The sequence below is a fragment of the Amycolatopsis ultiminotia genome (genome assembly GCF_039536925.1).
GTDB lineage: Bacteria > Actinomycetota > Actinomycetes > Mycobacteriales > Pseudonocardiaceae > Amycolatopsis > Amycolatopsis ultiminotia.
Genome location: NZ_BAAAZN010000012.1, coordinates 282,074 through 302,374, shown reverse-complemented (window position 1 = coordinate 302,374; position 20,301 = coordinate 282,074). Strand labels below are relative to the sequence as shown.

Sequence of the window (20,301 nt, the reverse complement as noted above, 5' to 3'; positions counted from 1 at the left end):
GATGTGGCTGCGGTGAAGCGTGCGGTGCAGGATTCGGGTGGGGTGGCGCATGAGTGGCACAGCCGGATGAACATCGAGATGGCGCTCGGGTTCGACACCTGGATGCGCAAGTACGGCATCGAACTGGCGCTCTGAGAGGAGCCTGCGCGTGATGCGTGCGCTGGTCGTCGCCCGGGACGCCCCCGGAAGTCTGCAGTGGACAGAGGTGCCGCGGCCGGTGCCCGCGCCGGACGAGGTGCTGGTCCGGGCCGATGCGGTGGCGGTGAACCACGGCGAACTGGCCTTCGGGGTCGGCTACGCGCCGGAAGGTGCCGTGCTGGGCTACGACGCCGCGGGGGTGGTGGAAACCCCGGCCGCGGACGGCACCGGTCCGGCCGCCGGCACGCCGGTGCTGACCGTGGGTTCCGTCGGTGGCTGGGCCGAATACCGTGCGGTGCCGGTGGATTCGGTCGGTGTCGCGCCGGACGCGGCTGATCCGGGCGTGCTGGCCGCGGTGTGCACGGCCGGTGCCACCGCATTGCGGGCGGTCCGCAAGCTCGGGTCCGTGGTCGGCCGCCGGGTGCTGGTCACCGGGGCGACCGGCGGGGTCGGCCGGTTCGCCGTCCAGCTGGCCCGGCGGGCAGGCGCGCACGTGATCGCGGTGGTCCCGGACCCGTCCGTGGCCCCGGGTCCGGCCGCGGACGAGGTGGTGCGTGCGCCAGGGGAGCTCGACGCGCCGGTGGCCGGGGTGATCGACCTCGTCGGCGGCGGATTCCTGGCCACGTCGTTCGCGAAGCTGACCAGCGGCGGCATCCTCGTCAGCGTCGGCCATGCGGCCGGTGCGGTGGCGGACTTCGACTACCTGGCGATGTTCGCCGATCCGGCGGCGCTGGGCAGGCACGACCGCTCGATCGTGACGTTGTACCTCCCGGCGGAGACCGGGATCGGCGCGGATCTCACCTGGCTCGCCGCAGAGGTCGTCGCGGAGAGGCTGGACCCGGGCATCGCCTGGCGCGGTGACTGGCAGCACTTCCACCACGCCGCCGACCTCCTGCTGAACCGCAAACTACACGGGCGCGCGGTTCTGACGATGCGATGAGCACCCCTCCGCGGCACCGACCCGATGCGGGTCACGTGTCTCGACGCCGTCCGTCGAACGCAGGGCTTCGCACCCTTGGCCTGCCCGGCCGCGAGCCCTACCGGGATCCGGGACCGTGCTGCTCGACTTGCCCGATGACGGCACCGGCCGGCCCGGCCATGCGCAGCAGGGAGACCGGCACCGGCAGCGGGTCAGCTCCGTTTCGCCCGCCGGTTCATTCCTTCGGCGCCACCGTCGCGGTGCCGGGCAACAGGCGCTGCTCGAGGTCGGCCTCCACTTCGTCGAGCACCTTTTCCATCAGGCTGCCCGACGACGACACGACCGTCAGGCACATGCGCCCGTCGACCTCGGCCACGCCGACCACCCGCCGGCGTGGTCCGCCGGTGTGTACGGCGAGGTGCAGTGCTTCGAGCGTGCCGGTGGGGTACTCGGCCGGGATCGGCAGCCGGGTCAGGTTGGTGAGCCACACGTCGTACTCGTCGGCGATCCAGCGGCGGGTGGCGATCCGGCCGAGCGGGCCCGGCAGCCGGTAGAGCAGGCGCAGGATCCGTGCCGACGCGCGGAAGGCCGCGGGGGAGTTTCGAGCGGTCAGCTCCGTCTTGAACGCCCGCGCCGCGCTCCAGAAGTCCTGTCCGGCCGAGGTGTCGACCGCGACCGTGATCGACGGTCCGATGTAGCTGCCGAAGCCTTGCGAGAACAGCTCCGGCAGCCGGCGACGGACGTTGACCGGCGACGAGAGCCGGCGGATCGGATGGCCTTCCTCGAACCTGGCCAGCGCCCGCAGCACCGCGGTCGCCAGCGCGGCGTGCACCGTGGTCCGTTCGGCGCGGCACCGGCGGATCAGTGCTTCGGTCAGGGATTCGTCCCACACGCGGTGCAGCACGCTGAGGCATTCGGAGGGCGGACCGGTGCGGTTCCAGCCGGTGGGTTCCACCGGCGGTGCGCCCGGCTGGTCGCCGGGCGATGCGACGAGGCCCCACGCCGGCGGGGTGTCGAGTACCGGCACCGGGCGGTTCGGGGCGCCGAGCACTTCGAGCAGATCGCGCAGCAGGTAGACGTAGGAGGTCGCGTCGGCGAGTACGTGTTCGCCGGTCATGATCAGGTCGAACGCGTCGTGGCGGCGGAGCAGGACGAACCGCACCAGCGGACCGCCGGCGGGGAACGGCTGCTGCAGTTCGGTTTCCACCTCCCGGACCCAGTCGTGTTCGCCGGCGTGCTCGACGATCCGCAGCGGCAGTGGCGGCACTCCTGCGGTGCGGTACACCGGGACCAACGGGAACGGGCGGGGCCGGATCCGGGTGCGCAACAGCGGATGCCGTGCGCTGACCGCGTCCAGCGCACGCCGCAGGCCGGCCGGGTCCGCGGTACCGCGGACCCGCGCGGTGGTGGCGAACTGGTTGGGGAAGTCCTTGCCCGCCAGCCAGTCGAACCATTCGGACGGGGTGAGCCGGCGTTCCACCGGCGGGCGTGGCCGCTTCATCGACGGCCTCCGGTGCTCGTGCGCGGACGTGCCGGGCCGGGATCGAACGGCATCTCGTCTCCTCATTCCTTGGTGCAGACGGCGAGCGTGTCGAACGCGCCGAGCGGGGTGGCGGTGACCGAGCCGAATCCGGCGTCCAGCGCGTCTTCGGTGAGCGCGGTGAGCGGGTACTCGCCGCCGCCGTCGGTGACGAGCAGGAGACTCAGCCCGGCGACGAGACTTTCGCGGTCGTCGCGTTCACCGAGCATCCGGTCGTAGACCAGCAGCACACCGCCGTCGCCGAGTGCGTGGAAAGCCTTGTGCACCAGCTTGCGGCGGTCGTCCGGCGGCCGGCGGCAGAGCACGTGGCCGCAGATCAGCACGTCTGCCGCGGGCAGGTCGGCGGCGAAGACGGCACCGCCGTGGAACGCCGTCCGCGAGGCCAGCCCCCGCTCGGCCATGTGGTCGGTGAACAGCGGCTCGAACTGCGGGAGGTCGAAGACGCCACCGGTGAGCTCCGGATGCGCGCGCAGCACGTGGCCGAGCACGTTGCCGCGGCAGCCACCGAGTTCGACCACGTAGCCCCGGCCGGGCCAGGGGAAAGCGTGCGTCAGGTCGCGGCCGACGGAGTCGTGGAGACCGTCCTTCATCGCCGCGTACTTTTCGAGTTCGCGGCGGCCGCGGGGAGGGCGGGTCGGTGATTGTGCGAACGGGGTGTGCCCGGTTCGCAGCGCCTCGGCGAGCCCGTCGTAGGCGGGGTAGAGGAGGGAGTTCGCGCCGAGCAGGAATCCGCCGAGGTAGCCGGGGCGGCCGGGTACCAGGTAGTCGTGCGCGCCGGCGGAGTTGTGGTAGCGGCCGTCGCGGCAGTCGAGCACGCCGATCGCCGCGAGCGTCCGGAAGAAGTCCGCGGCGCCCCGGCCGCGCAGCCCGAGCCGCCGGGCCAGTTCGCCGCCGGTCGCGGGTGCGCCGTCGAGTGCGGGGAACACGCCGAGCTCGACGGCGGTGAGCACGATCTTCGCGTGGCAGAACAGCGTGCCGAACCGGAGCAGGTTGTCGCCGGAACGGAGGTCCGGGATCACGCACGGAGCCGTCCGAAGTGTCATCAGCGCCTCCCCTGCCGGACCGGTTTGTGCGGGGGAGGTTCGCCAAGTCCGCTGAAGGCAGTCTCGACTCCGGCTGAGCGCCGCGGCGTTGCTGCGCTTTCGAGGCGCCGGTCAGCGCATTCGGCGACGCTGGCGGCCAGCACGTGCTCAGCTGCCGGTTCCCTTCCGGTGAACCGGCCCCGAGAGCGACCCCGGCGGTCATCCGGCGCCCGGCCGATGGCCGTCGGGGTTTCCCATCCCGGAAAGGACTTCCGACATGCGGGTTTTGTTCGTCACCTGGGCGTGGCCGTCACACCTCTACCCGCTGGTGCCGCTCGCCTGGGCGATGCGCTCGGCAGGGCACGAGGTCCGGATCGCGAGCCAGCCCGCGTTGCGTGAAGAACTGGACCGCAGCGGCCTGCCCGGCACGGTGGTGGGCACCGACGTCGACTCGGTCGAGCGGGTCCGCGGCTATCTCGTGCCGCCGGATGCCCAGCCCGCGCAGCGACCGCGGGTGCCCCGGGTGCTGGAGCTGTTCCACGAGCATGCGGAGGCGATGACCGGCGACGTGCTCGCGCTGGTGCGGGAGTGGCGGGCGGACGTCGTGGTGTACGAGTCCACCACCTGGGCCGGTCCGATCGCGGCCGCGGCGGCGGGCATCCCGGCGGTGCGCCACCTCTACGGGACCGATCTGATGACCCGCGTCAAACCGGTGCTGGGTGAGCTGATTGCCCCGCTGTCACAGCGCTACGGCGTGCCCGGCGTCGACCTGTTCGGGACGGTGACAGTCGATCCGACGCCGCCGAGCATGCAGGTCCCGGTCGACTACGAATGTCTGCGGATGCGCTACCAGGGTTACGCGCGCGGCGGGTTCACCCCGCCACGGCGGCCGCGGACCCCCGGGAAACGGCGAGTGTGCCTCACCTGGGGATTGACCCTGGCGAAACTGGGCGCCGACCGGTTCCTGGCACCGCAGGTGCTTTCCGCGCTCCGCGGGGAACGCGGGATCGAGCTGGTCGCCGCGATCACCTCGGCCCAGCGGGAACTGCTCGGCGACGTCGGTGACGACGTCGAGGTGGTCGTGGACACTGCGCTCGACGAGGTCGTGCGCGACTGCGACCTCATGGTGGCGCACGGCGCGGCAGGGACCGTCCTGACCGCCGCCCGGCACGGCGTGCCGATGCTGCTGGTACCCCAGCTGCCCGACCACGTGCACCACGCCGGCCTGCTCGAGAAGGCCGGCGCCGCCAGGGTGCTCACCCGGGAAGAAGCGGCCGCCGAACGGATCCGTGCGGAGGTGGCCGGGCTGCTGGAGGACGAGTCGGCGCGCAGCTCGGCGGACGCGGTGGCCGAGGAGATCCGCCAGGCCGCGACGCCGGCGGAAATCGCGGCGCGGCTGACCGATCTGCTCGGCCACTGACCGGTCAGCCCTTGTAGCACAACACCATCGTGTCGAGGTCCCCGAGCGGGAGCTCCGCGGACGCGGTGAAGCCCGCGGCCGCGGCGTGCCGGTGGATTTCCTCGGGCGGGTACTCGGATCCGCTGTCGGTGAGCAGCAGCCGGTCCAGGCTCAGCTCGAGGTTCTCCACCAGGTTCGGCTGATCGGCCAGCATCCGGTCGTACACCGCCAGCACCCCGCCCCGGTGCACCGCGTCGAACGCCCGGCGCACCAGCCGCGCCCGCCGTGGTTCGTCCAGTTTGTCCAGCACGTGCCCCAGTACGACCACGTCGGCGGTGGGCAGTTCGTCGGTGAACAGGTCGCCGCCGTGGAAGCGGACCGCTGCGGCCATGCCCATCGCGCCGATGTACTCGGCGAAGGCCGGTGCGGCGGCCGGGACGTCGAACACCGAACCGGACAGGTGCGGGAAGGCTTTCACGATCTGGGCGATCATCCCGCCGCGGCCGCCGCCGAGGTGCAGGACCGAACGGTGCGCCTGCCACTCGAGTGATTCGATCAGCTGCGGTCCGAGCTGCTGGGCGAGCGCGTCGGCCACCTCGGCGGGTTCCGCGCTCGCGGCACCGGATTGGCGTTGTCCGTTGCGCAGGGCGGCTTCCAATCGGCCCCACGCGGGATAGCGGTCGCGATTGGACCGTTTCAGGAACCCGCCGAGGTAGGTCGGTTTCCCCGGTACCAGATAGGTGGCGCTGCCCGCGGTGTTGACGTACCGGCCGCCGTACTCGGTCAGCAACCCCAGATTCGCGAGCAGGGCAAGGAAATCCCGCAGGCCGCGGCCGTGTACGCCGAGCCTGTGGCCGAGATCGTCCCCGGTCGCGGCGCCGTCCTCGAGTGCCCCGAACACGTCGAGTTCGACCGCGGTGAGCAGCGCCTTCGCGTCGCAGAACGCGTTCGCCAGCCGGAGGATTCCGGCCGGGGTGCGCACATCGGGTACTGGATTCGTCATGTCTGGCTCCTCTCCGGTGCCCGCACTGTCCGGCGGTGATTTGGAAGGCCGGTCGAAACCGGTTCGATCCGGTGTGCCGCGCTGCTGGCCGCCCGAGCCGGTTTCGAGCCGCAGTCCGTACCAATCACCTTCGCGCGCAAGGATCCGTACCCGGCCGTGAAGGAGAAACCGTGATGCAACAACCATTGAGCAACAAACGTGCTCTCGTCACCGGCGGTACCAAGGGGATCGGGCGGGCGATTGCGCTGGCCCTCGCCCGCGGTGGAGCCACGGTCGTCGCCTGCTACCACTCCGACGAGGCATCCGCCGCCGAACTCGCCCGCGAGCTCAAGGAACACGGGGACGGCCACCAGGTGCGGCGTGCCGACGTGACCGACTCCGGCGAGGTGGAGTCGCTCCTCGCCGGAGTCCGGGACACGCTCGGCGGCTTGGACGTCCTGGTGAACAACGTCGGTGTGGACGGCGTGGCGTGGTTCAGCGAGCTCAGCCAGGCCGAGTGGACGCGTGTGATGACGCACAACGTGGACAGTGCGTTCGTGGTCACGCAGGCCGCGCTGGAGCTGTTGAGCGATGGCTCGTCGATCGTCAACGTCGGTTCGTCGGTGGCGCTGCGCGGACGTGCCCGCGGGGTGCACTACACGACTTCGAAGGCCGCGCTGATCGGTTTCACCCGGGCGCTCGCGAAAGACGTCGGCGAGCGCGGGATCCGGGTCAACCTGGTGGCACCCGGGCTCACCGAGACCGAACCGGGTGCCGGGCTGCCCGCGCACATGGTGGAACGGATCGTCGGGATGACCGCGCTGAAACGGCTCGGCCAGCCCGAGGACGTCGCGGAGGCGGTCGCTTTCCTCGCCGGTGACGCCTCCCGCTACGTCACCGGCGCCACGCTGACCGTCGACGGAGGGGTGTGATGGACATCGGGATAGGCCTGCCCACGACCGTTCCCGGGGTGCAGCGCGGTGAACTGCTGGAGTTCGCGCGGCGCGCGGACCGCGGTGGTTTCCGTACCCTCGCGACGATCGACCGGCTGGTCTACGACAGCTACGACTGTCTCGTGGCGTTGTCCGCGGCCGCGGCGGTGACCGAACGCGTGCGGCTGGCGACCACGGTGCTGATCGCCGCGTCCAGGACCGGACCGGTGGAACTGGCCAAGCAGCTGGCGACCATCGACCTGCTTTCCGGCGGACGGCTGGTGGTCGGGCTCGCCTCCGGCGGCCGGCCGGAGGATTTCGTCGCCACCGGAACGGATTTCCACACCAGGGGCAGCAGGCTCGACGCGATGATCGAGGGGCTGCGCCGGCATTGGGACGGGGCCGACGGCGGGGTCGGACCGCGCCCGGCGAACCGGATTCCGTTGTGGGTGGGCGGGCATTCGAACGCGGCGATGCGCCGCGCGGCCCGGTACGCCGACGCGTGGATCGCGCCGGGCGGGACCAATCGCCGGTTCCCGGACCTGCTCGCCCGCGCCGAGCGGCAGTTCGCCGGGGTGGGCCGGGCCGAACGGCCGCGGGTCGTCAGCCTCGTGTACTACGCGCTGGGCGGGGACGAGCACGTCCGGGGCGTGGAATACCTCCGGCACTACTACGGCCATCTGGTGAAGGACCCGGCGCAGATCGAACGGAAGGTCCTCGGCGACGCGGGCCGGATCCGGGAAACCGCGGCGCAATACGCGGACGCCGGGTGCGACGAGCTGATTTTCGTGCCGTGTACCGGTGATCCCGAGCAGGTGGAGCGGCTGGCCGGGGTCGTGCTGCCCTGACCGGGCAGCGCGGCCACGGCAGCCGCTTCGAGGCCGGTTCGAGACCACTTTCAACTCCGATCGTCACCGTCGGTGGCGTGAGGTTCCGGAGGGAGTTGCGATGAACGCGTCGGCGGTCGGTACGGACCCGGTGGTCACCGGCATCGGCGTGGTGGCGCCGACCGGCATCGGTGTCGAGGCGCACTGGGAGGCGGTGCTCGCCGGGAAATCCGGCATCACCCGGATCGACCGGTTCGATCCCGCGTGCTATCCGGTGCGCTACGCCGGGCAGGTGACCGGGTTCGACGTCGCCGCGAACGTGCCGAGCAGATTGGTGCCACAGACCGATTTCTGGACCCAGACGAGCGTGGCGGCTGCGCGCGACGCGCTGGCCGACGCGAAGATCGAACCGTCGGCGCTGCCCGAGTACAGCATGGGGGTGATGACCGCCGCCTCCTCGTCGGGGGCGGAGTTCGGGCAGCACGAGATGGAGCGGCTGTTCACCCAGGGGCCTGCGTGGGTGAGCACATACCAGGCGGTGGCATGGTTCTTCGCGGCCACCACCGGGCAGCTGGCGATCCGGCACGGGATGCGCGGGCCTGCCGGCGTGCTCTGCGCGGAACAGGCCGGCGGCCTGGACACCCTCGGGCACGCGCGGCGGCTGATCGCGCAGAACGCGGACACCCGGCTGCTGCTCACCGGCGGCACCGACGCACCGCTGTGCCCGTACGCGCTGCTCGCGCAGATCACCAACGGGAAGATGTCCGCGGTCGACGACGCGGCGACCGCCTACTCCCCGTTTTCGCCCGAGGCGTCCGGATATCTCTCCGGTGAGGGCGGCGCGATCCTCATCCTGGAAAGCCGGGCGTCCGCGGAGGAACGTGGGATCACCGGGTACGGCTCGGTCTCCGGCTACGCCGCCGGGATGGACCCGCCGCCCGGTTCGGAGCGGCCGCCTGCGCTGCGGCGCACGATCGAGAACGCACTCGCCGACGCCGGCCTTCGTCCGTCCGATGTGGACGTCGTGTTCGCCGACGGTGCCGGGGTGCCGCATCTCGATCTCGCCGAAGCGCAGGCGATCGAGGCGGTGTTCGGTCCGGCCGGGGTCCCGGTGACGGTGCCGAAGACGTTGACCGGCCGGCTGTACGCCGGCGGGGCTTCACTCGACGTCGCCACCGCGCTGCTGGCGTTGCGGGACGGGGTGATCCCGGCCAGCGGCACGGTGCGGGAGGCCGCCGCGGGCTACCGGATCGACCTGGTGTGCGGGGGACCGCGCACGCAGCCACTGAGGACCGCCCTGGTCCTGGCCCGCGGGCACGGCGGGTTCACCGCCGCGCTGGTGGTCCGGCGTGGCGAGTACTGAAACGAGGAGGACACGGAAATGGGCAAGTTCGAGTTGACCGACCTCGCCGAGGTCATGCGCAGCAGTGTCGGGGTCGAGGAGGGCGTCGACCTCGACGGCCCGATCGGCGAGGTCGAGTTCACCGCGCTCGGCTACGACTCGCTGGCGATGGCCGAGGTGATCAGCCAGATCAACCGCCGCTTCGGCGTGCAGATCCCCGAGGAGGAGGCGTTCGACCTGCTCACTCCCAACGCGGTGGTGGAGGCGGTCAGCAGCAGGCTCGTCGAGGCGGTGCGCTGAGATGTCCGCACACACCGAAAACGAGATCGTCGTCGACGCCCCGTTCGAGCTGGTCTGGGACATGACCAACGACATCGCGAACTGGACGAGCCTGTTCAGCGAGTACGCCGAGTCCACCGTGCTGGAGCACCGTGCCGGGACGGTGGTGTTCCGGCTCGCGCTGCACCCGGACGAGCAGGGCAAGACGTGGGGCTGGGTCTCGGCCCGCACGCCGGACCGCGCGTCCGGCACGGTCCGGTCACAGCGGATCGAGACCGGGCCGTTCAAGTACATGTGGATCTTCTGGGAGTACCGGCAGACCGACGCCGGGGTGCGGATGCGCTGGGTGCAGGACTTCGAGATGAAGCCGGACCTCCCGGTCGACGACGAAGGCATGCGGGCCCGGCTGATGCGCAACACCCCGGTGCAGATGGCGCACGTGAAGGCGCGGATCGAAGAGGCCGCCCGGGAACTCGCCACCACCTCGTGAACCCCGCCAGGAAGGAACAGTGATGGAGTTCGACCTTGACCTCACCGGCCGCAAGGCGCTGGTGACCGGTGGCACGCGGGGGATCGGCCGCGGGGTGGTGCTCGCGCTGGCGCGCGCCGGTGCCGATGTGCTCACCTGCTACCGGCAGGAAAGCGAGGCCGTGGCGTCGCTGCGGCGCGAGCTGAAGGAGACCGGACGCGACCACCACGTGGTCCAGGCCGACGTGGCCCATCCGGAGGCGGTCACCGCACTGGTGGACCGCTGCCGGACGGAGTTCGGCAAGCTCGACGTGATCGTGAACAACGCCGCGACGGTCAGCCACATCCCGCACGAGAAGCTGCCGCTGGAAGAGTGGAACCGCACGCTCGCGACGAACCTGACCGCGGTCCACCTGACCATCCAAAGTGCACTGCCGCTGCTGTCCGCCGGGTCGTCGGTGATTTCGGTCAGCTCGAAGTCGATCGAGGTCGGCATTCCGCTGCGGGCGCACTACACCGCGACGAAGGCCGCGTTGCACGGGCTCAACCGTTCACTGGCCCGCGAACACGGTTCGCGCGGTATCCGGTTCAACGTGCTGTCCCTCGGCATGATCGCGACCGAGGCGCTGGCGGATCTGCCGGAGGAACGCCGTGCGCAGTTCGTCGAGCACTACACGGCCAAGACGTCGCTGGGCAGGCTCGGCACTCCTGCCGACGTCGCGGGCGCGGTGCTGTGGCTGGCGAGCGACGCGTCCCGGTACGTCAGCGGCGCGATCATCCCGGTCGACGGAGGTATCCAGTGACCTACCGGGTGATGCTCCGGATGGAGATCAAGGAAGGCATGGGGCGGGAGTTCGAAACGGTGTGGGTGGCCATCGGCGATTCGGTCACCTCGCATCCGGCGAACCTCGGGCAGTGGCTCAGCCGCAGCGAGGACGAGACCGGCGTGTACTACATCGTCAGCGACTGGGTCGACGAGAGCGGCTTCCGGCAGTTCGAAAAGAGCGAGCGGCACATCGAGCACCGGCAGAAGCTGCACCCGTACCGCTCCGGCGGCGGGATGTACACCATGCAGGTCGTTGCGCACGTGCCGAGCAGCAAGGGGCCGGCCACCCACGAGGAGTGGGAGGCCGCGCGATGAGCGGCCGGGTGCTCGTGCTGCTCTACCACCTCACCGAGGACGAGGCCGGCATCGAGACCGCCTACCACCAGGTGAGTGCGGAACTGGCGGGCGTGCCCGGTCTGCTCGGCAACGAGCTGCTGCGGTCGGTGCACGACTCGCGGGCGTTCCTGGTGCTCAGCACGTGGCGGGACCGGGCGGCGTTCGACGCATGGGAGCAGGGCAGCAGCCACAAGGCGAGCACCGCTCCGCTGCGCCCGTTCCGGGACACCGAGAACCCGCGGGCGCTCGGGGTGTACCGGCAGATCGCGGAACACGGCGACAAGGGGTAGTGCGATGACGACCACCAGCCCTCCGGCGCCGGGAAGCCCCGCGCGGCGGAGACTGCGCCGGTTTCTCGAGTCGTTCGCAACGCACATGGCCTACATCGGCTATGCGATGACCGCGGTCCACCCGGTGCCGCCGTGGCCGGAACCGGACGAGGACGCCATCCCGGAGCAGAGGAGGGGATCGGAGTGAGCGGACCGTTGCGGGTGCTGGTGATCGGCGCCGGGCCCGGTGGACTGTGCCTCGCGCACGCATTGCGGCGCGAGGGCGTCGACGTCGCGGTTTACGAGCGGGACGCCTCGGCGCACGGCCGTCAGCAGGGCTACCGGCTGCGGGTCAGCCCGGATGGCGAGCAGGCGCTGCGGGACTGCCTCCCGGAGCGGAACATCGGGCTGCTCGCGGCCACTGCGGGCTCGTGGCGGGACCACGAGATCGCTGCCTACGACGAGCACCTGGAAGCGCAGTGGGCGCCGCCGCTGGGTGATCCACGGCCGGACTCGGCGGAGCTGATCTCCAACGTCGACCGGATCACGCTGCGGCAGGTGCTGCTCGGCGGGCTCGAGGACACCGTCCGCTTCGGCAAGCGGTTCACCGGTCTTGAGCACGACCACGGCCGGGTCACCGCGCACTTCGCCGACGGGACCAGCGACACCGGCGACGTGCTGGTGGCCGCCGACGGCAGCCGTTCGCGGGTGCGTGCGGTGGTCCGTCCCGGCGACGAACCCCGGGATCTCGGCGTCCGCACGGTGTTCGCGCGGATCCCGCGGGAACGTGCGCACGCCGGCGGCCTGGCGGAGGTGCTGCAGGACCGGTTCACCTACGTGATCGGCAAACAGGGGCACCTCGGGCTGATGCCGATGATCTTCCGCACCCGGCCGGACGTCGCCGGGCACACCTGGCCGGAACTGCGGCTGGAGCCGGCCGAGGACTACTACCTCGGCGTGTTCAACATCCACCGCGAGGATCTGTCCATCTCCGACAGTGCGCTGCATGCGCTGTCCGGCACCGCGTTGCGCGACCTCGTCCTCGAGCACACCGCGAACTGGCATCCGGCGCTGAGCGAGGTGTTCCACCACGCGGAGGCGGATTCGACGTTCCTGGCGCCGCTGCGCGTGGTCCCCGAGGTGCAGCCGTGGGAACCCGGCCCGGTGATCGGGCTCGGGGACGCCATCCACGCCATGCCGCCTTCGGGCGGGGTCGGCGCGAACGCCGCGGTGCAGGACGCGCGCACGCTCGCCGCCGAGCTCACCGCTCTCGCCCGCGGTGAGCTCGGGCTGACCGACGCGGTGGAGCGCTACCAGCGGGAAATGGCCGGGTACGCGGGCGCGTCGGTCGAGCTTTCCCTGCGCATCGCCCGGTGGTCGATGAAGAAGCTGGACCTCGACGAGCCCGACGGCGGTGCGCGGTGACGAAACCGGTCGCGTTCCTGCTGCCTGGCCAAGGCTCGCAGTACCCGCAGATGGCGGCCGGGCTGTACCGGTCCGAGCCGGTGTTCACCGACGCCGTCGACGAGATCGTCGCGTTGCTCGGCAAGGACGGCGAACTCGTGCGCGCCGACTGGCTCACCGAGGCACCGGCCCGGCCGTCGGTGCCGATCGACCACGTGACCCGGTCGCAGGTGCTGCTGTTCATCGTGGACTACGCGCTGAGCCGGCAGATCATGAGCTGGGGGATCGAACCCACGATCCTGCTCGGGCACAGCGCAGGCGAGCTCGTCGCCGCGGCACTGTCCGGGATCTTCGAGCTGCCCGACGCGGTCGCGTTGCTGTGGGACCGCGTGCAGCGGCTGGCCGACGCACCGCCCGGGGGCATGCTCGCGGTGGCCGCGAAACCCGGCCAGGTCGAGCCCTACCTGCGCGACGGCGTGGTGATCGGGATCGTCAATTCGCCGAGCCAGCTCGTGCTCGCCGGGCCACAGGCGCCGCTGGAGGAGATCGCCGCCGCACTCACCGCGGCCGGCCGCACCTGCCGGGCGGTACCGGCGACCGCGGCCTTCCACAGCCCGGGCCTCGCCCCGCTGGCCGGGGAAGCGGTGCCGTTGATCGACAAGCTCGGCCCACGGCCACCGCGGATCCCGGTGCATTCCGGCTACACGACGCGGCGGCTGACCGCCGAGGAGGTCGCCGACCCCCGGCTGTGGGCCGCTCACCCGGTCGAACCGGTGCTGTTCTGGCCGGCGCTGGAAACGCTGCTCGCCGAACAGGACTACCGGCTCGTCGAGGCGGGCCCGGGGCAGCGGCTCGCCACGGTCGCCCGGCGGCATCCGGCGGTGGCGCGCGGCGGCAGCGAGGTCTTCGCCGCGGCACCGGCCCGCCCGTCCGGACCGGAGGCCGACCGAGCGGCGTTGCGCTCCCTTGCGGAAGCCCTGCTCGGATGAGTGCCGAACCGGCCCCGCCGATCACCCGCGACCACGGCGTGTTCCTCACCGGGACCGCGTCGTGGCTGCCCCGGCAGGTGCCCGTCACCGAGGAGGTCGAGCAGGGCCGCTGTGCCCCGGAGACCGCGTCGGCGAGCGAAATGCTCTCGGTCACCGTGGCCGAAGGCGAGGAGGTCGCCGCCGAGCTGGCGGTACGGGCCGCGCACCGGCTGTGGCAGCTGCCCGGCTGCGACCCCGCGCAGGTCGGCCTCATGCTGCACGCGACCTGTTTCGAACAGGGGCTGGAAGTGTGGGCGCCGGCCTCCTACGTGCAGCGACGTGCGCTGGGCGGCAACCGGTGCCCGGCGGTCGAGGTGCGCCAGGCGTCGAACGGCGGGCTGGCCGCGATGTACCTGGCCGCCGGCTGGCTCACCGCGTTCCGGTCCTCCTCGTCGGTGCTGATCACCACTGCGGACCGGTTCGCCCTGCCCAGCAGCGACCGGTGGGAGATGGACCCCGGCACCGTCTACGCCGACGGCGGCACCGCGACGATCCTGTCCACCACCGGCGGGTTCGCCCGGATCCTCGGCCTGTCCGTGGTGTCCGGCGCGGAACTGGAGGGGCTGCACCGGCCGGGCGAACCGGACGGCCCGGCGGTCGCCGACTACCGGCGGCCGGTGGACCTGACCTCGCAGAAGAAGAATTTCCTGCGCCTGAACGGCCTGCGCGACACGCTGGCCGCGATCGAGGAGGGCCAGCGGCTCGCGCTCGACGCCGCGCTGGCCGCGGCCGAGGTGAAGCTGGCCGACATCGACTGGTTCGTGCTGCCGCACTTCATCCGCAAGCGGCTGCAGTCGAACTACCTGCGCCCGCTCGGCATCGACCTCGCCGCGACGACCTGGGCGTGGAACCGCCAGGTCGGGCACCTCGGGCCCGGTGACCAGTTCGCGAGCCTGGAACACCTGCAGCACACCGGAAAGCTGCAACCGGGCGCGCGTTGCCTGCTGATGGCCGTTGGCGCCGGGTTCAGCTGGTCGTGTGCCGTGGTCTCGATCGAGGATCCCGCCGCGCGCTGACCGGAATCGGGGAATGCCCGGTCAGTGCGCGGGCGGAATCGCCGTGTCCGGAAAACCAAACCGACGGCACCGGGAATTGTGCAGAGGTGTCCTCGAGGGCGCCTCGAGGACACCTCGAAAAGCTATTCCTGTGGGGTCAGCGTGACCACCGGGATGACGCGATCCGTTTTCGTCGCATAATGGGTGAATTCATCGGTGTGCTCGCCGAGTGCGGCGTAGAGCCGGTCGCGCTCGGCGCGGTCGGCGACCACCTCTGCGCGGGCGGCGAACCGGCGCTGCCCGGTCTCGACCGTGACCTCCGGGTTCGCCACGAGATTGAGGTACCACACCGGATTCACCGGCGCCCCGCGCAGCGCGGCGGCGATCACCAGGCGGTCCCCGTCGTGGATGTAGACCAGCGGGGAAATCCGTTCCAGGCCGCTGCGCCGCCCGATGGTGGTGAGCAGCAGGAGGTTCTTGCCGCGGAAACGCTCGACCTTGCCCTCGTTCGCCCGAAATTCCTCGATCACCCGCGCATTGAACGCGACTGTCTCTGCTGAAGTCATCGTCGCCTTTCGTTGCTGTGTCTCGTGGAATTGAAATTACCCGGCTTCCGGCGGTGGATCAACGGCCGGTGCCCATTCCCTCGAGCGGGCCGGTGCCGATTCACGTGCGCGTGGCCCGCTCGAACACCTCGTCCAGGATGGACAGCGCCTCGAGCACCCGCTCGCGGTCCTCGCCGAGCCCGGCCAGCAGGGTGGACTCGACGGCGACCTGCTTCGGGAACAACGCGTCGAGTGCGGCCTTGCCCGCGTCGGTGACCCAGACCAGCGATGCACGCCGGTCGGCGGGGCTGGGGGCGCGTTCGACGAAGCCGCGTTTCTCCAGCTTCGCGAGCGCCTTGCTGATGCCGGCGCGGGACATGTGCCGGTGTTCGGCCAGCCGGCGCGCGATCACCGGACGGCCGAGATCGCGCATCGGGATCAGCAGGTCGAGCTCCGGTGCGGTCAGCTCGGCGCCCTCGTAGACCGGCTCCAGCGCGCGATCGAGCTGGCCGATCGCCCGCTTGAGCAGTGCGACGACCGGCATCGCGGACGTGTCGAGACCGGGGTTGCGGGCGGCCAGCCGGGCCTGGACGACGGATGGCTCGGGAAACGGCTCGGGATGCACGGAGACCCCTTTGTCAACCAGTGAACTACTTGTTATCGTTTTCGGATGGTAACAGCGCACCCCGGCGCCCGGCGCAGGACGCCGGTGGGCCTGCTCGTCGTTCTCGCCGGTCTCACCGCCGTGGCACCCCTGACTATCGACATGTACGTGCCGGGGTTCCCGAAGATGGGGGAGTCGCTGCACACCGGCAGCTCCGCCATCCAGCTGACGATGACCGCGTTCCTGCTCGGGCTGGTCGTCGGGCAGCTGGCGATCGGCCCGCTCAGCGACGGCCTCGGCAGGCGCGGCCTGCTCCTCGGCGGCGTCGCCGGGTATGTCGTGTTCTCGGTGACGTGCATGCTGGCGCCGTCGGTCGAGGTGCTGATCACCGCGCGGTTCCTGCAGGGCGTCGCCGCGGCCGCGGGGATGGTGCTGGCGAGGGCGATCATCTCCGATCGCGCCCGCGGACCGGAGATCCCGCGGTACTTCGCGGTGCTGTCCCAGATCATGGGGGTCGCCCCGGTTGCGGCGCCGGTGCTCGGCGGTGCGGTGCTCTCGATCTCGACGTGGCGGGCGGTCTTCGGCGTGCTGTGCGTGGTCGGCGTGCTGCTGCTGATCAGCGTCCTGGTGAAGGTGCCGGAGTCACTGCCCCGGCACCGCCGGGACCACGGCGGGCTCGCCGGGACGTTCCGCGCGATGGCCTCGCTGGCGCGGAACCGGCCGTTCCTCGGCCACGGCCTGGTACTCGGGCTCTCCGCGGCGGCGCTGTTCTCCTACATCAGCGGATCGAGTTTCGTGTTCGAGAACATCCACCACGTCTCGGCAGGCGGCTACTCGCTGATCTTCGCGGTGAACGCCATCGGGATGGCCCTGGCAGGCGGCGTGTTCTCCCGGCTTTCGGGCCGTTTCCGGCTGAACACACTGCTGGTCTGCGCGGTCGTCGTCGCGGCCGCCGGCGGGCTGGCGCAGGTGCTGTCCGTCGTGGCGTTCGGGGAGAGCTTCGCGGCCACCTGGATCACGTTGTTCGTGGTGCTGGCGGGGGTCGGGATGATCTTCCCCGCGACGATGAGCCTCGGCCAGACGATCGGGAGCACGGCCCCCGGCGCGGCTTCGGCACTGATGGGCGGACTCCAGTTCGCGTGCGGAGCGGTGGCCTCCCCGCTGGTCGGCGTGTTCGGCGAAGCCAGCTCCCTGCCGATGGCGGTGATCATGCTGATCGCCCTCGCGCTGGCCGGCCTCGCACTGGCCGTGCTGGTCCGCCCCGGGGAAGGCCACGGCGAGGTGGTCCCCGCATCCGGTGCGGAAACCACCTCCGCCCCCGCTTAACCGGACTGCTCGGCCCACCAGTTCTGCCCGGCCTCGGGCAGGGTCTGGATCGGGTCGTAGTACGGGTAGTGGCGTTGCAACGCTTCCGGGTCGTCGAGTTCGATCCCGGTGCGGTAGTTCTTGGTCCAGTAGGAGATGCCGCGCTCGCGGTCGTAGTCGGCGAGCTGGTGCACCCAGCGCTTCCCGACGTAGGGCACGTCGCACACGATGCGCGGCGTTGCGTAGCCCGGTAGGTAGCCCATGATCGCGTGCTGCAGTTCCTGCGCCTCATGCACCGAAACGCGCCAGTGCTCCGCATTCGGGATCATGTCGCACATGTAGAAGTAGTACGGCAGGATGTTCGCCTCACCCTGCAGTGCGAAGCACAGGTCCAGCAGCGCGGCAGGTGTCGCGTTCACCCCGCGCATCAGCACGCCCTGGTTTCGCACGTCGCGGACGCCGACCTCCAGTGCGGTCCGCGCCGCCTCGGCCACCAGCGGGGTCACCGACTGGGCGTGGTTGACGTGCGTGTGGATGGCCAGGTTGACGCCGCGCCGCTGCGCGGTCAGCGCCACCCGCTGCAGGCCTTCGGTCACCTTCGGCTGGAGCCAGTGCTGCGGAAGCGCCGCGAGCGCCTTGGTGGCCAGCCGGATGTCGCGCACCGTCTCGATGTCCATCAGCCGCATCAGGAACGATTCGAGCTGCGGCCACGGCACGTTCGCCACGTCGCCGCCGGACACCACCACGTCCCGCACGCCGGGGGTGCGCTTGAGGTAGTCGATCATCGCGTCCTGGCGGTCGACCGGCTTCAGCTCGAGCTTGTGCTTCTGGACCTGTTCGGTGGAGTTGCCGACGAGGTCCATCCGCGTGCAGTGCCCGCAGTACTGCGGGCAGGTCGAGATCAACTCGGCCAGCACCTTGGTGGGGTAGCGGTGGGTGAGCCCCTCGACCACCCACATCTCCGCCTCGTGCAGCGAGTCCCGCTCGGAATGCGGATGGCTCGGCCACGTCTGTTCACGGTCGCTGTGCACCGGCATCATGTACCGGCGGATCGGGTCGGCGTAGAACGCCTCGGTCACCTTCGCCGGATCGCTGCCCGCGGTGGGCGCCATCGTGTTCAGCATCTGCGGCGGCACCAGCATCGACATCGTTGCCATCTCGCGCTGGTCGGCGACCAGGTCCTCGTAGAACCGGTCCTCCAGCAGACCGCCCATCAGAGCGCGCAGCTGCTTGACGTTGCGCACGCAGTGCACGCGTTGCCACTGCGCGTCCCGCCACTCGGCTTCGGTGACGTCCTGCCAGCCCGGGAAGCGGCGCCAGTCGGGTTCCACCAGCTGGGTCCGCGCGTACTCATACGGCTGGTCGATGGCGGCGGCAGTCGGCACAGGTTCCTGGATCGCAGTCATCTGTACTCCTAGTCGTCGTGAACGCGTGAAAATATCCTGTCACAACGTTCTCATGACGTAAATCTTATCGCATGCTGGGCGGTGGGGAGCGCATGTCGCCCGAGGGGGAGACTCGGATGGTGACGAACGACAGCACCACGCTCCTGCTCGGCGGGCGCATCTACACCCCGTCCGCACCCGACGCGACCGCGATGGCGGTGACCGGCGGAACGGTCGTCTGGGTCGGCCAGGACGCACCTGCCCGCGCCCTGCACCCGGACGCCGAAGTGGTCGACCTCGACGGTGCATTCGTCGCACCGGCGTTCGTCGACGCCCATGTGCACGCCACCGCGACCGGACTGCACCTGAGCGGCCTCGACCTCACCACCGTGCGCAGCGCCGCGGACCTGCTCACCGCGGTACGCACCGCCGTCGTGCCCGGCCAGGTGCTGCTCGCGCACGGCTGGGACGAATCCACCTGGGCCGACCCCCGGCTGCCCAGCCGGACCGAACTGGACGACGCCGCCGGTGGCAACCCGATCTACCTGAGCCGCGTCGACGTGCACTCCGCGCTGGTCACGACCGCACTCGCCGCATTGACCCCCGGCGTCGACTCGGTCCCCGGCTGGTCCGCCGACGGTCCCCTCACCAGGGACGCCCACCACCGCGTCCGCGCGGCCGCCCGCACCGCGATCACCCGCGCCCAGCGCCAGAGCGCCCAGCGCACGTTCCTCACCACTGCCGCCGCCCGCGGCGTCGTCGCGGTCCACGAATGCGGCGGCCCGGACATCGGCGGCCAGGAGGACTTCACCGACCTGCTGGCACTGGCAGCCGAACCGGGGCTGCCGGACGTCGTCGGCTACTGGGGCGAGCTCGGCCCGGACACCGCCCGTGCGCTCGGCGCCCGCGGGGCGGCAGGCGACCTGTTCGTCGACGGCGCGCTCGGCTCCCGCACTGCCGCGCTGACCGCCCCGTACACCGACGACCCGACGACCTCCGGCGCGCGTTACGCCGACGCGACCGCGATCGGCGAACACTTCGCGGCCTGCACCGAAGCCGGGTTGCAGGCCGGATTCCACGTGATCGGCGACGCCGCCGTCGCCGAGGTGGTGGAGGGATTCCGGCTCGCCGAGAAGCAGGTCGGCCAGCGCGCCCTCGTCGCCGGGCACCACCGGCTCGAGCACCTGGAGATGGTCACCGCCGAGCAGGCCCACGCCCTGGCCGAATGGGGAGTCGTCGCGTCCGTGCAGCCGTTGTTCGACCATGCCTGGGGAGGTACTTCCGGTATGTACGCCGAACGGCTCGGCACCGACCGCGCGGTCGGGCTGAACCCGTTCGCCACGCTTGCCGCCGAGGGAGTCGTGCTCGCCTTCGGCAGCGACACACCGGTGACCGCACTCGATCCGTGGGCCGCGGTCCGTGCAGCGGTGCACCACCGGAGTCCCGAAGCCCGGCTCTCCGCACGGGCGGCGTTCACCGCGCACACCCGGGCCGGATACCGTGCGGCCGGCATCAACGACGGCCGCACCGGCACCCTCGTCCCCGGCGCACCCGCGCACTACGCGATCTGGGACGCCACGGACCTCGTGGTCGCCACCGCGGACACACGCGTGCAGCGCTGGTCCACCGATCCGCGCTCCGGCGTACCCCCGCTGCCCCGGCTGGACCCGGCCGGCCGGCTGCCGCACTGCCTGCGCACTGTCCGCGCCGGGACGGTCGTCTACGACGAGTTCACACCTGCCTCCTAGAGTTCCAG

At 71.2% G+C, this 20,301-nt stretch carries 22 protein-coding genes; 16 read left to right on the top strand and 6 right to left on the bottom strand.

Annotated features, from left to right (window positions below):
- Nucleotides 1-151 precede the first annotated feature (151 nt).
- On the top strand, nt 152-1,078 hold the full coding sequence (locus ABD793_RS26895; protein ID WP_344864822.1) for a zinc-binding dehydrogenase: 927 nt from the start codon (nt 152-154) through the stop codon (nt 1,076-1,078).
- Between the two features lie 214 nt (nt 1,079-1,292).
- On the opposite strand, the gene ABD793_RS26890 is transcribed toward ABD793_RS26895, so the two are convergent.
- Both ABD793_RS26890 and ABD793_RS26885 read right to left on the bottom strand, forming a co-directional pair.
- Nucleotides 1,293-2,558 (bottom strand): phthiocerol/phthiodiolone dimycocerosyl transferase family protein, encoded by a 1,266-nt coding sequence (locus ABD793_RS26890; RefSeq protein WP_344864820.1) that lies wholly within the window; start codon nt 2,556-2,558, stop codon nt 1,293-1,295.
- A gap of 62 nt (nt 2,559-2,620) precedes the next feature.
- Nucleotides 2,621-3,640 (bottom strand): methyltransferase, encoded by a 1,020-nt coding sequence (locus tag ABD793_RS26885; RefSeq protein WP_344864818.1) that lies wholly within the window; start codon nt 3,638-3,640, stop codon nt 2,621-2,623.
- 256 nt (nt 3,641-3,896) lie between these two features.
- Here ABD793_RS26885 and ABD793_RS26880 point away from each other — a divergent pair, with 256 nt between their 5' ends.
- Nucleotides 3,897-5,039, top strand: a complete 1,143-nt coding sequence (locus ABD793_RS26880; protein ID WP_344864814.1) for a nucleotide disphospho-sugar-binding domain-containing protein — start codon at nt 3,897-3,899, stop codon at nt 5,037-5,039.
- 4 nt (nt 5,040-5,043) lie between these two features.
- Here the strand turns inward: ABD793_RS26880 and ABD793_RS26875 are convergent, their stop codons facing one another.
- Nucleotides 5,044-6,021: a methyltransferase gene (locus tag ABD793_RS26875; RefSeq protein WP_344864812.1), complete on the bottom strand. Its 978-nt coding sequence runs from the start codon at nt 6,019-6,021 to the stop codon at nt 5,044-5,046.
- Nucleotides 6,022-6,194: 173 nt separating this feature from the next.
- Between ABD793_RS26875 and ABD793_RS26870 the strand changes: the two genes are divergently transcribed.
- The 12 genes from ABD793_RS26870 to ABD793_RS26815 all read left to right on the top strand — a co-directional run bounded on the left by ABD793_RS26870 (nt 6,195) and on the right by ABD793_RS26815 (nt 14,727).
- A complete protein-coding gene (locus tag ABD793_RS26870) occupies nt 6,195-6,932 on the top strand; it encodes a 3-oxoacyl-ACP reductase family protein (RefSeq protein WP_344864810.1) in 738 nt (245 codons plus the stop codon).
- Nucleotides 6,932-7,780, top strand: coding sequence for an LLM class flavin-dependent oxidoreductase (locus ABD793_RS26865; RefSeq protein WP_344864808.1), 849 nt, complete (start codon nt 6,932-6,934; stop codon nt 7,778-7,780). Before ABD793_RS26870 ends, ABD793_RS26865 begins: the two co-directional genes overlap by 1 nt.
- A 100-nt stretch (nt 7,781-7,880) precedes the next feature.
- A complete protein-coding gene (locus ABD793_RS26860; protein WP_344864806.1) occupies nt 7,881-9,122 on the top strand; it encodes a ketosynthase chain-length factor in 1,242 nt (413 codons plus the stop codon).
- An 18-nt stretch (nt 9,123-9,140) separates the two neighbouring features.
- Entirely contained in the window at nt 9,141-9,401 is a 261-nt protein-coding gene (locus ABD793_RS26855) for an acyl carrier protein (RefSeq protein WP_344864804.1), read from the top strand.
- A 1-nt stretch (nt 9,402) separates the two neighbouring features.
- Nucleotides 9,403-9,870: an SRPBCC family protein gene (locus ABD793_RS26850; protein WP_344864802.1), complete on the top strand. Its 468-nt coding sequence runs from the start codon at nt 9,403-9,405 to the stop codon at nt 9,868-9,870.
- A 22-nt stretch (nt 9,871-9,892) separates the two neighbouring features.
- Nucleotides 9,893-10,651, top strand: coding sequence for an SDR family NAD(P)-dependent oxidoreductase (locus ABD793_RS26845; RefSeq protein ID WP_344864800.1), 759 nt, complete (start codon nt 9,893-9,895; stop codon nt 10,649-10,651).
- A complete protein-coding gene (locus tag ABD793_RS26840; RefSeq protein WP_344864798.1) occupies nt 10,648-10,989 on the top strand; it encodes an antibiotic biosynthesis monooxygenase family protein in 342 nt (113 codons plus the stop codon). Before ABD793_RS26845 ends, ABD793_RS26840 begins: the two co-directional genes overlap by 4 nt.
- Entirely contained in the window at nt 10,986-11,300 is a 315-nt protein-coding gene (locus ABD793_RS26835) for an antibiotic biosynthesis monooxygenase family protein (RefSeq protein ID WP_344864796.1), read from the top strand. The genes ABD793_RS26840 and ABD793_RS26835 overlap by 4 nt, the downstream gene beginning before the upstream one ends.
- 4 nt (nt 11,301-11,304) lie before the next feature.
- Nucleotides 11,305-11,487 carry a hypothetical protein gene (locus ABD793_RS26830; protein ID WP_344864794.1) on the top strand — a complete coding sequence of 61 codons (183 nt, stop codon included), beginning with the start codon at nt 11,305-11,307 and terminating at the stop codon, nt 11,485-11,487.
- On the top strand, nt 11,484-12,704 hold the full coding sequence (locus tag ABD793_RS26825; protein ID WP_344864792.1) for an FAD-dependent oxidoreductase: 1,221 nt from the start codon (nt 11,484-11,486) through the stop codon (nt 12,702-12,704). Before ABD793_RS26830 ends, ABD793_RS26825 begins: the two co-directional genes overlap by 4 nt.
- Nucleotides 12,701-13,672 carry an acyltransferase domain-containing protein gene (locus ABD793_RS26820; protein WP_344864790.1) on the top strand — a complete coding sequence of 324 codons (972 nt, stop codon included), beginning with the start codon at nt 12,701-12,703 and terminating at the stop codon, nt 13,670-13,672. The genes ABD793_RS26825 and ABD793_RS26820 overlap by 4 nt, the downstream gene beginning before the upstream one ends.
- A complete protein-coding gene (locus ABD793_RS26815; RefSeq protein ID WP_344864788.1) occupies nt 13,669-14,727 on the top strand; it encodes a ketoacyl-ACP synthase III family protein in 1,059 nt (352 codons plus the stop codon). The genes ABD793_RS26820 and ABD793_RS26815 overlap by 4 nt, the downstream gene beginning before the upstream one ends.
- A gap of 122 nt (nt 14,728-14,849) precedes the next feature.
- Here ABD793_RS26815 and ABD793_RS26810 read toward each other — a convergent pair whose 3' ends face one another.
- Complete coding sequence (locus ABD793_RS26810; RefSeq protein WP_344864786.1) at nt 14,850-15,272, bottom strand: nitroreductase/quinone reductase family protein; 423 nt, start codon at nt 15,270-15,272, stop codon at nt 14,850-14,852.
- Nucleotides 15,273-15,372: 100 nt separating this feature from the next.
- The gene (locus ABD793_RS26805; protein WP_344864784.1) at nt 15,373-15,876 is read right to left on the bottom strand and encodes a MarR family winged helix-turn-helix transcriptional regulator; all 504 of its coding nucleotides are present in this window, start codon (nt 15,874-15,876) and stop codon (nt 15,373-15,375) included.
- A gap of 45 nt (nt 15,877-15,921) precedes the next feature.
- On the opposite strand from ABD793_RS26805, the gene ABD793_RS26800 reads away from it, so the two are divergent.
- Nucleotides 15,922-17,181, top strand: a complete 1,260-nt coding sequence (locus tag ABD793_RS26800; protein ID WP_344864782.1) for a multidrug effflux MFS transporter — start codon at nt 15,922-15,924, stop codon at nt 17,179-17,181.
- On the opposite strand, the gene ABD793_RS26795 is transcribed toward ABD793_RS26800, so the two are convergent.
- Nucleotides 17,178-18,566, bottom strand: coding sequence for a KamA family radical SAM protein (locus ABD793_RS26795; protein WP_344864780.1), 1,389 nt, complete (start codon nt 18,564-18,566; stop codon nt 17,178-17,180). The genes ABD793_RS26800 and ABD793_RS26795 overlap by 4 nt on opposite strands.
- A gap of 119 nt (nt 18,567-18,685) precedes the next feature.
- On the opposite strand from ABD793_RS26795, the gene ABD793_RS26790 reads away from it, so the two are divergent.
- Nucleotides 18,686-20,293: an amidohydrolase gene (locus ABD793_RS26790; protein WP_344864850.1), complete on the top strand. Its 1,608-nt coding sequence runs from the start codon at nt 18,686-18,688 to the stop codon at nt 20,291-20,293.
- Nucleotides 20,294-20,301: the final 8 nt, after the last annotated feature.

Coding starts and splice junctions, on each gene's coding strand:
- ABD793_RS26885 (WP_344864818.1), bottom strand. CDS start 3,640: ATGACACTTCGGACGGCTCCGTGCGTGATCCCGGACCTCCGTTCCGGC.
- ABD793_RS26850 (WP_344864802.1), top strand. CDS start 9,403: ATGTCCGCACACACCGAAAACGAGATCGTCGTCGACGCCCCGTTCGAG.
- ABD793_RS26795 (WP_344864780.1), bottom strand. CDS start 18,566: ATGACTGCGATCCAGGAACCTGTGCCGACTGCCGCCGCCATCGACCAG.
- ABD793_RS26860 (WP_344864806.1), top strand. CDS start 7,881: ATGAACGCGTCGGCGGTCGGTACGGACCCGGTGGTCACCGGCATCGGC.
- ABD793_RS26800 (WP_344864782.1), top strand. CDS start 15,922: ATGGTAACAGCGCACCCCGGCGCCCGGCGCAGGACGCCGGTGGGCCTG.
- ABD793_RS26815 (WP_344864788.1), top strand. CDS start 13,669: ATGAGTGCCGAACCGGCCCCGCCGATCACCCGCGACCACGGCGTGTTC.
- ABD793_RS26830 (WP_344864794.1), top strand. CDS start 11,305: ATGACGACCACCAGCCCTCCGGCGCCGGGAAGCCCCGCGCGGCGGAGA.
- ABD793_RS26835 (WP_344864796.1), top strand. CDS start 10,986: ATGAGCGGCCGGGTGCTCGTGCTGCTCTACCACCTCACCGAGGACGAG.
- ABD793_RS26875 (WP_344864812.1), bottom strand. CDS start 6,021: ATGACGAATCCAGTACCCGATGTGCGCACCCCGGCCGGAATCCTCCGG.
- ABD793_RS26870 (WP_344864810.1), top strand. CDS start 6,195: ATGCAACAACCATTGAGCAACAAACGTGCTCTCGTCACCGGCGGTACC.
- ABD793_RS26810 (WP_344864786.1), bottom strand. CDS start 15,272: ATGACTTCAGCAGAGACAGTCGCGTTCAATGCGCGGGTGATCGAGGAA.
- ABD793_RS26845 (WP_344864800.1), top strand. CDS start 9,893: ATGGAGTTCGACCTTGACCTCACCGGCCGCAAGGCGCTGGTGACCGGT.
- ABD793_RS26855 (WP_344864804.1), top strand. CDS start 9,141: ATGGGCAAGTTCGAGTTGACCGACCTCGCCGAGGTCATGCGCAGCAGT.
- ABD793_RS26880 (WP_344864814.1), top strand. CDS start 3,897: ATGCGGGTTTTGTTCGTCACCTGGGCGTGGCCGTCACACCTCTACCCG.
- ABD793_RS26865 (WP_344864808.1), top strand. CDS start 6,932: ATGGACATCGGGATAGGCCTGCCCACGACCGTTCCCGGGGTGCAGCGC.
- ABD793_RS26890 (WP_344864820.1), bottom strand. CDS start 2,558: ATGAAGCGGCCACGCCCGCCGGTGGAACGCCGGCTCACCCCGTCCGAA.
- ABD793_RS26895 (WP_344864822.1), top strand. CDS start 152: ATGCGTGCGCTGGTCGTCGCCCGGGACGCCCCCGGAAGTCTGCAGTGG.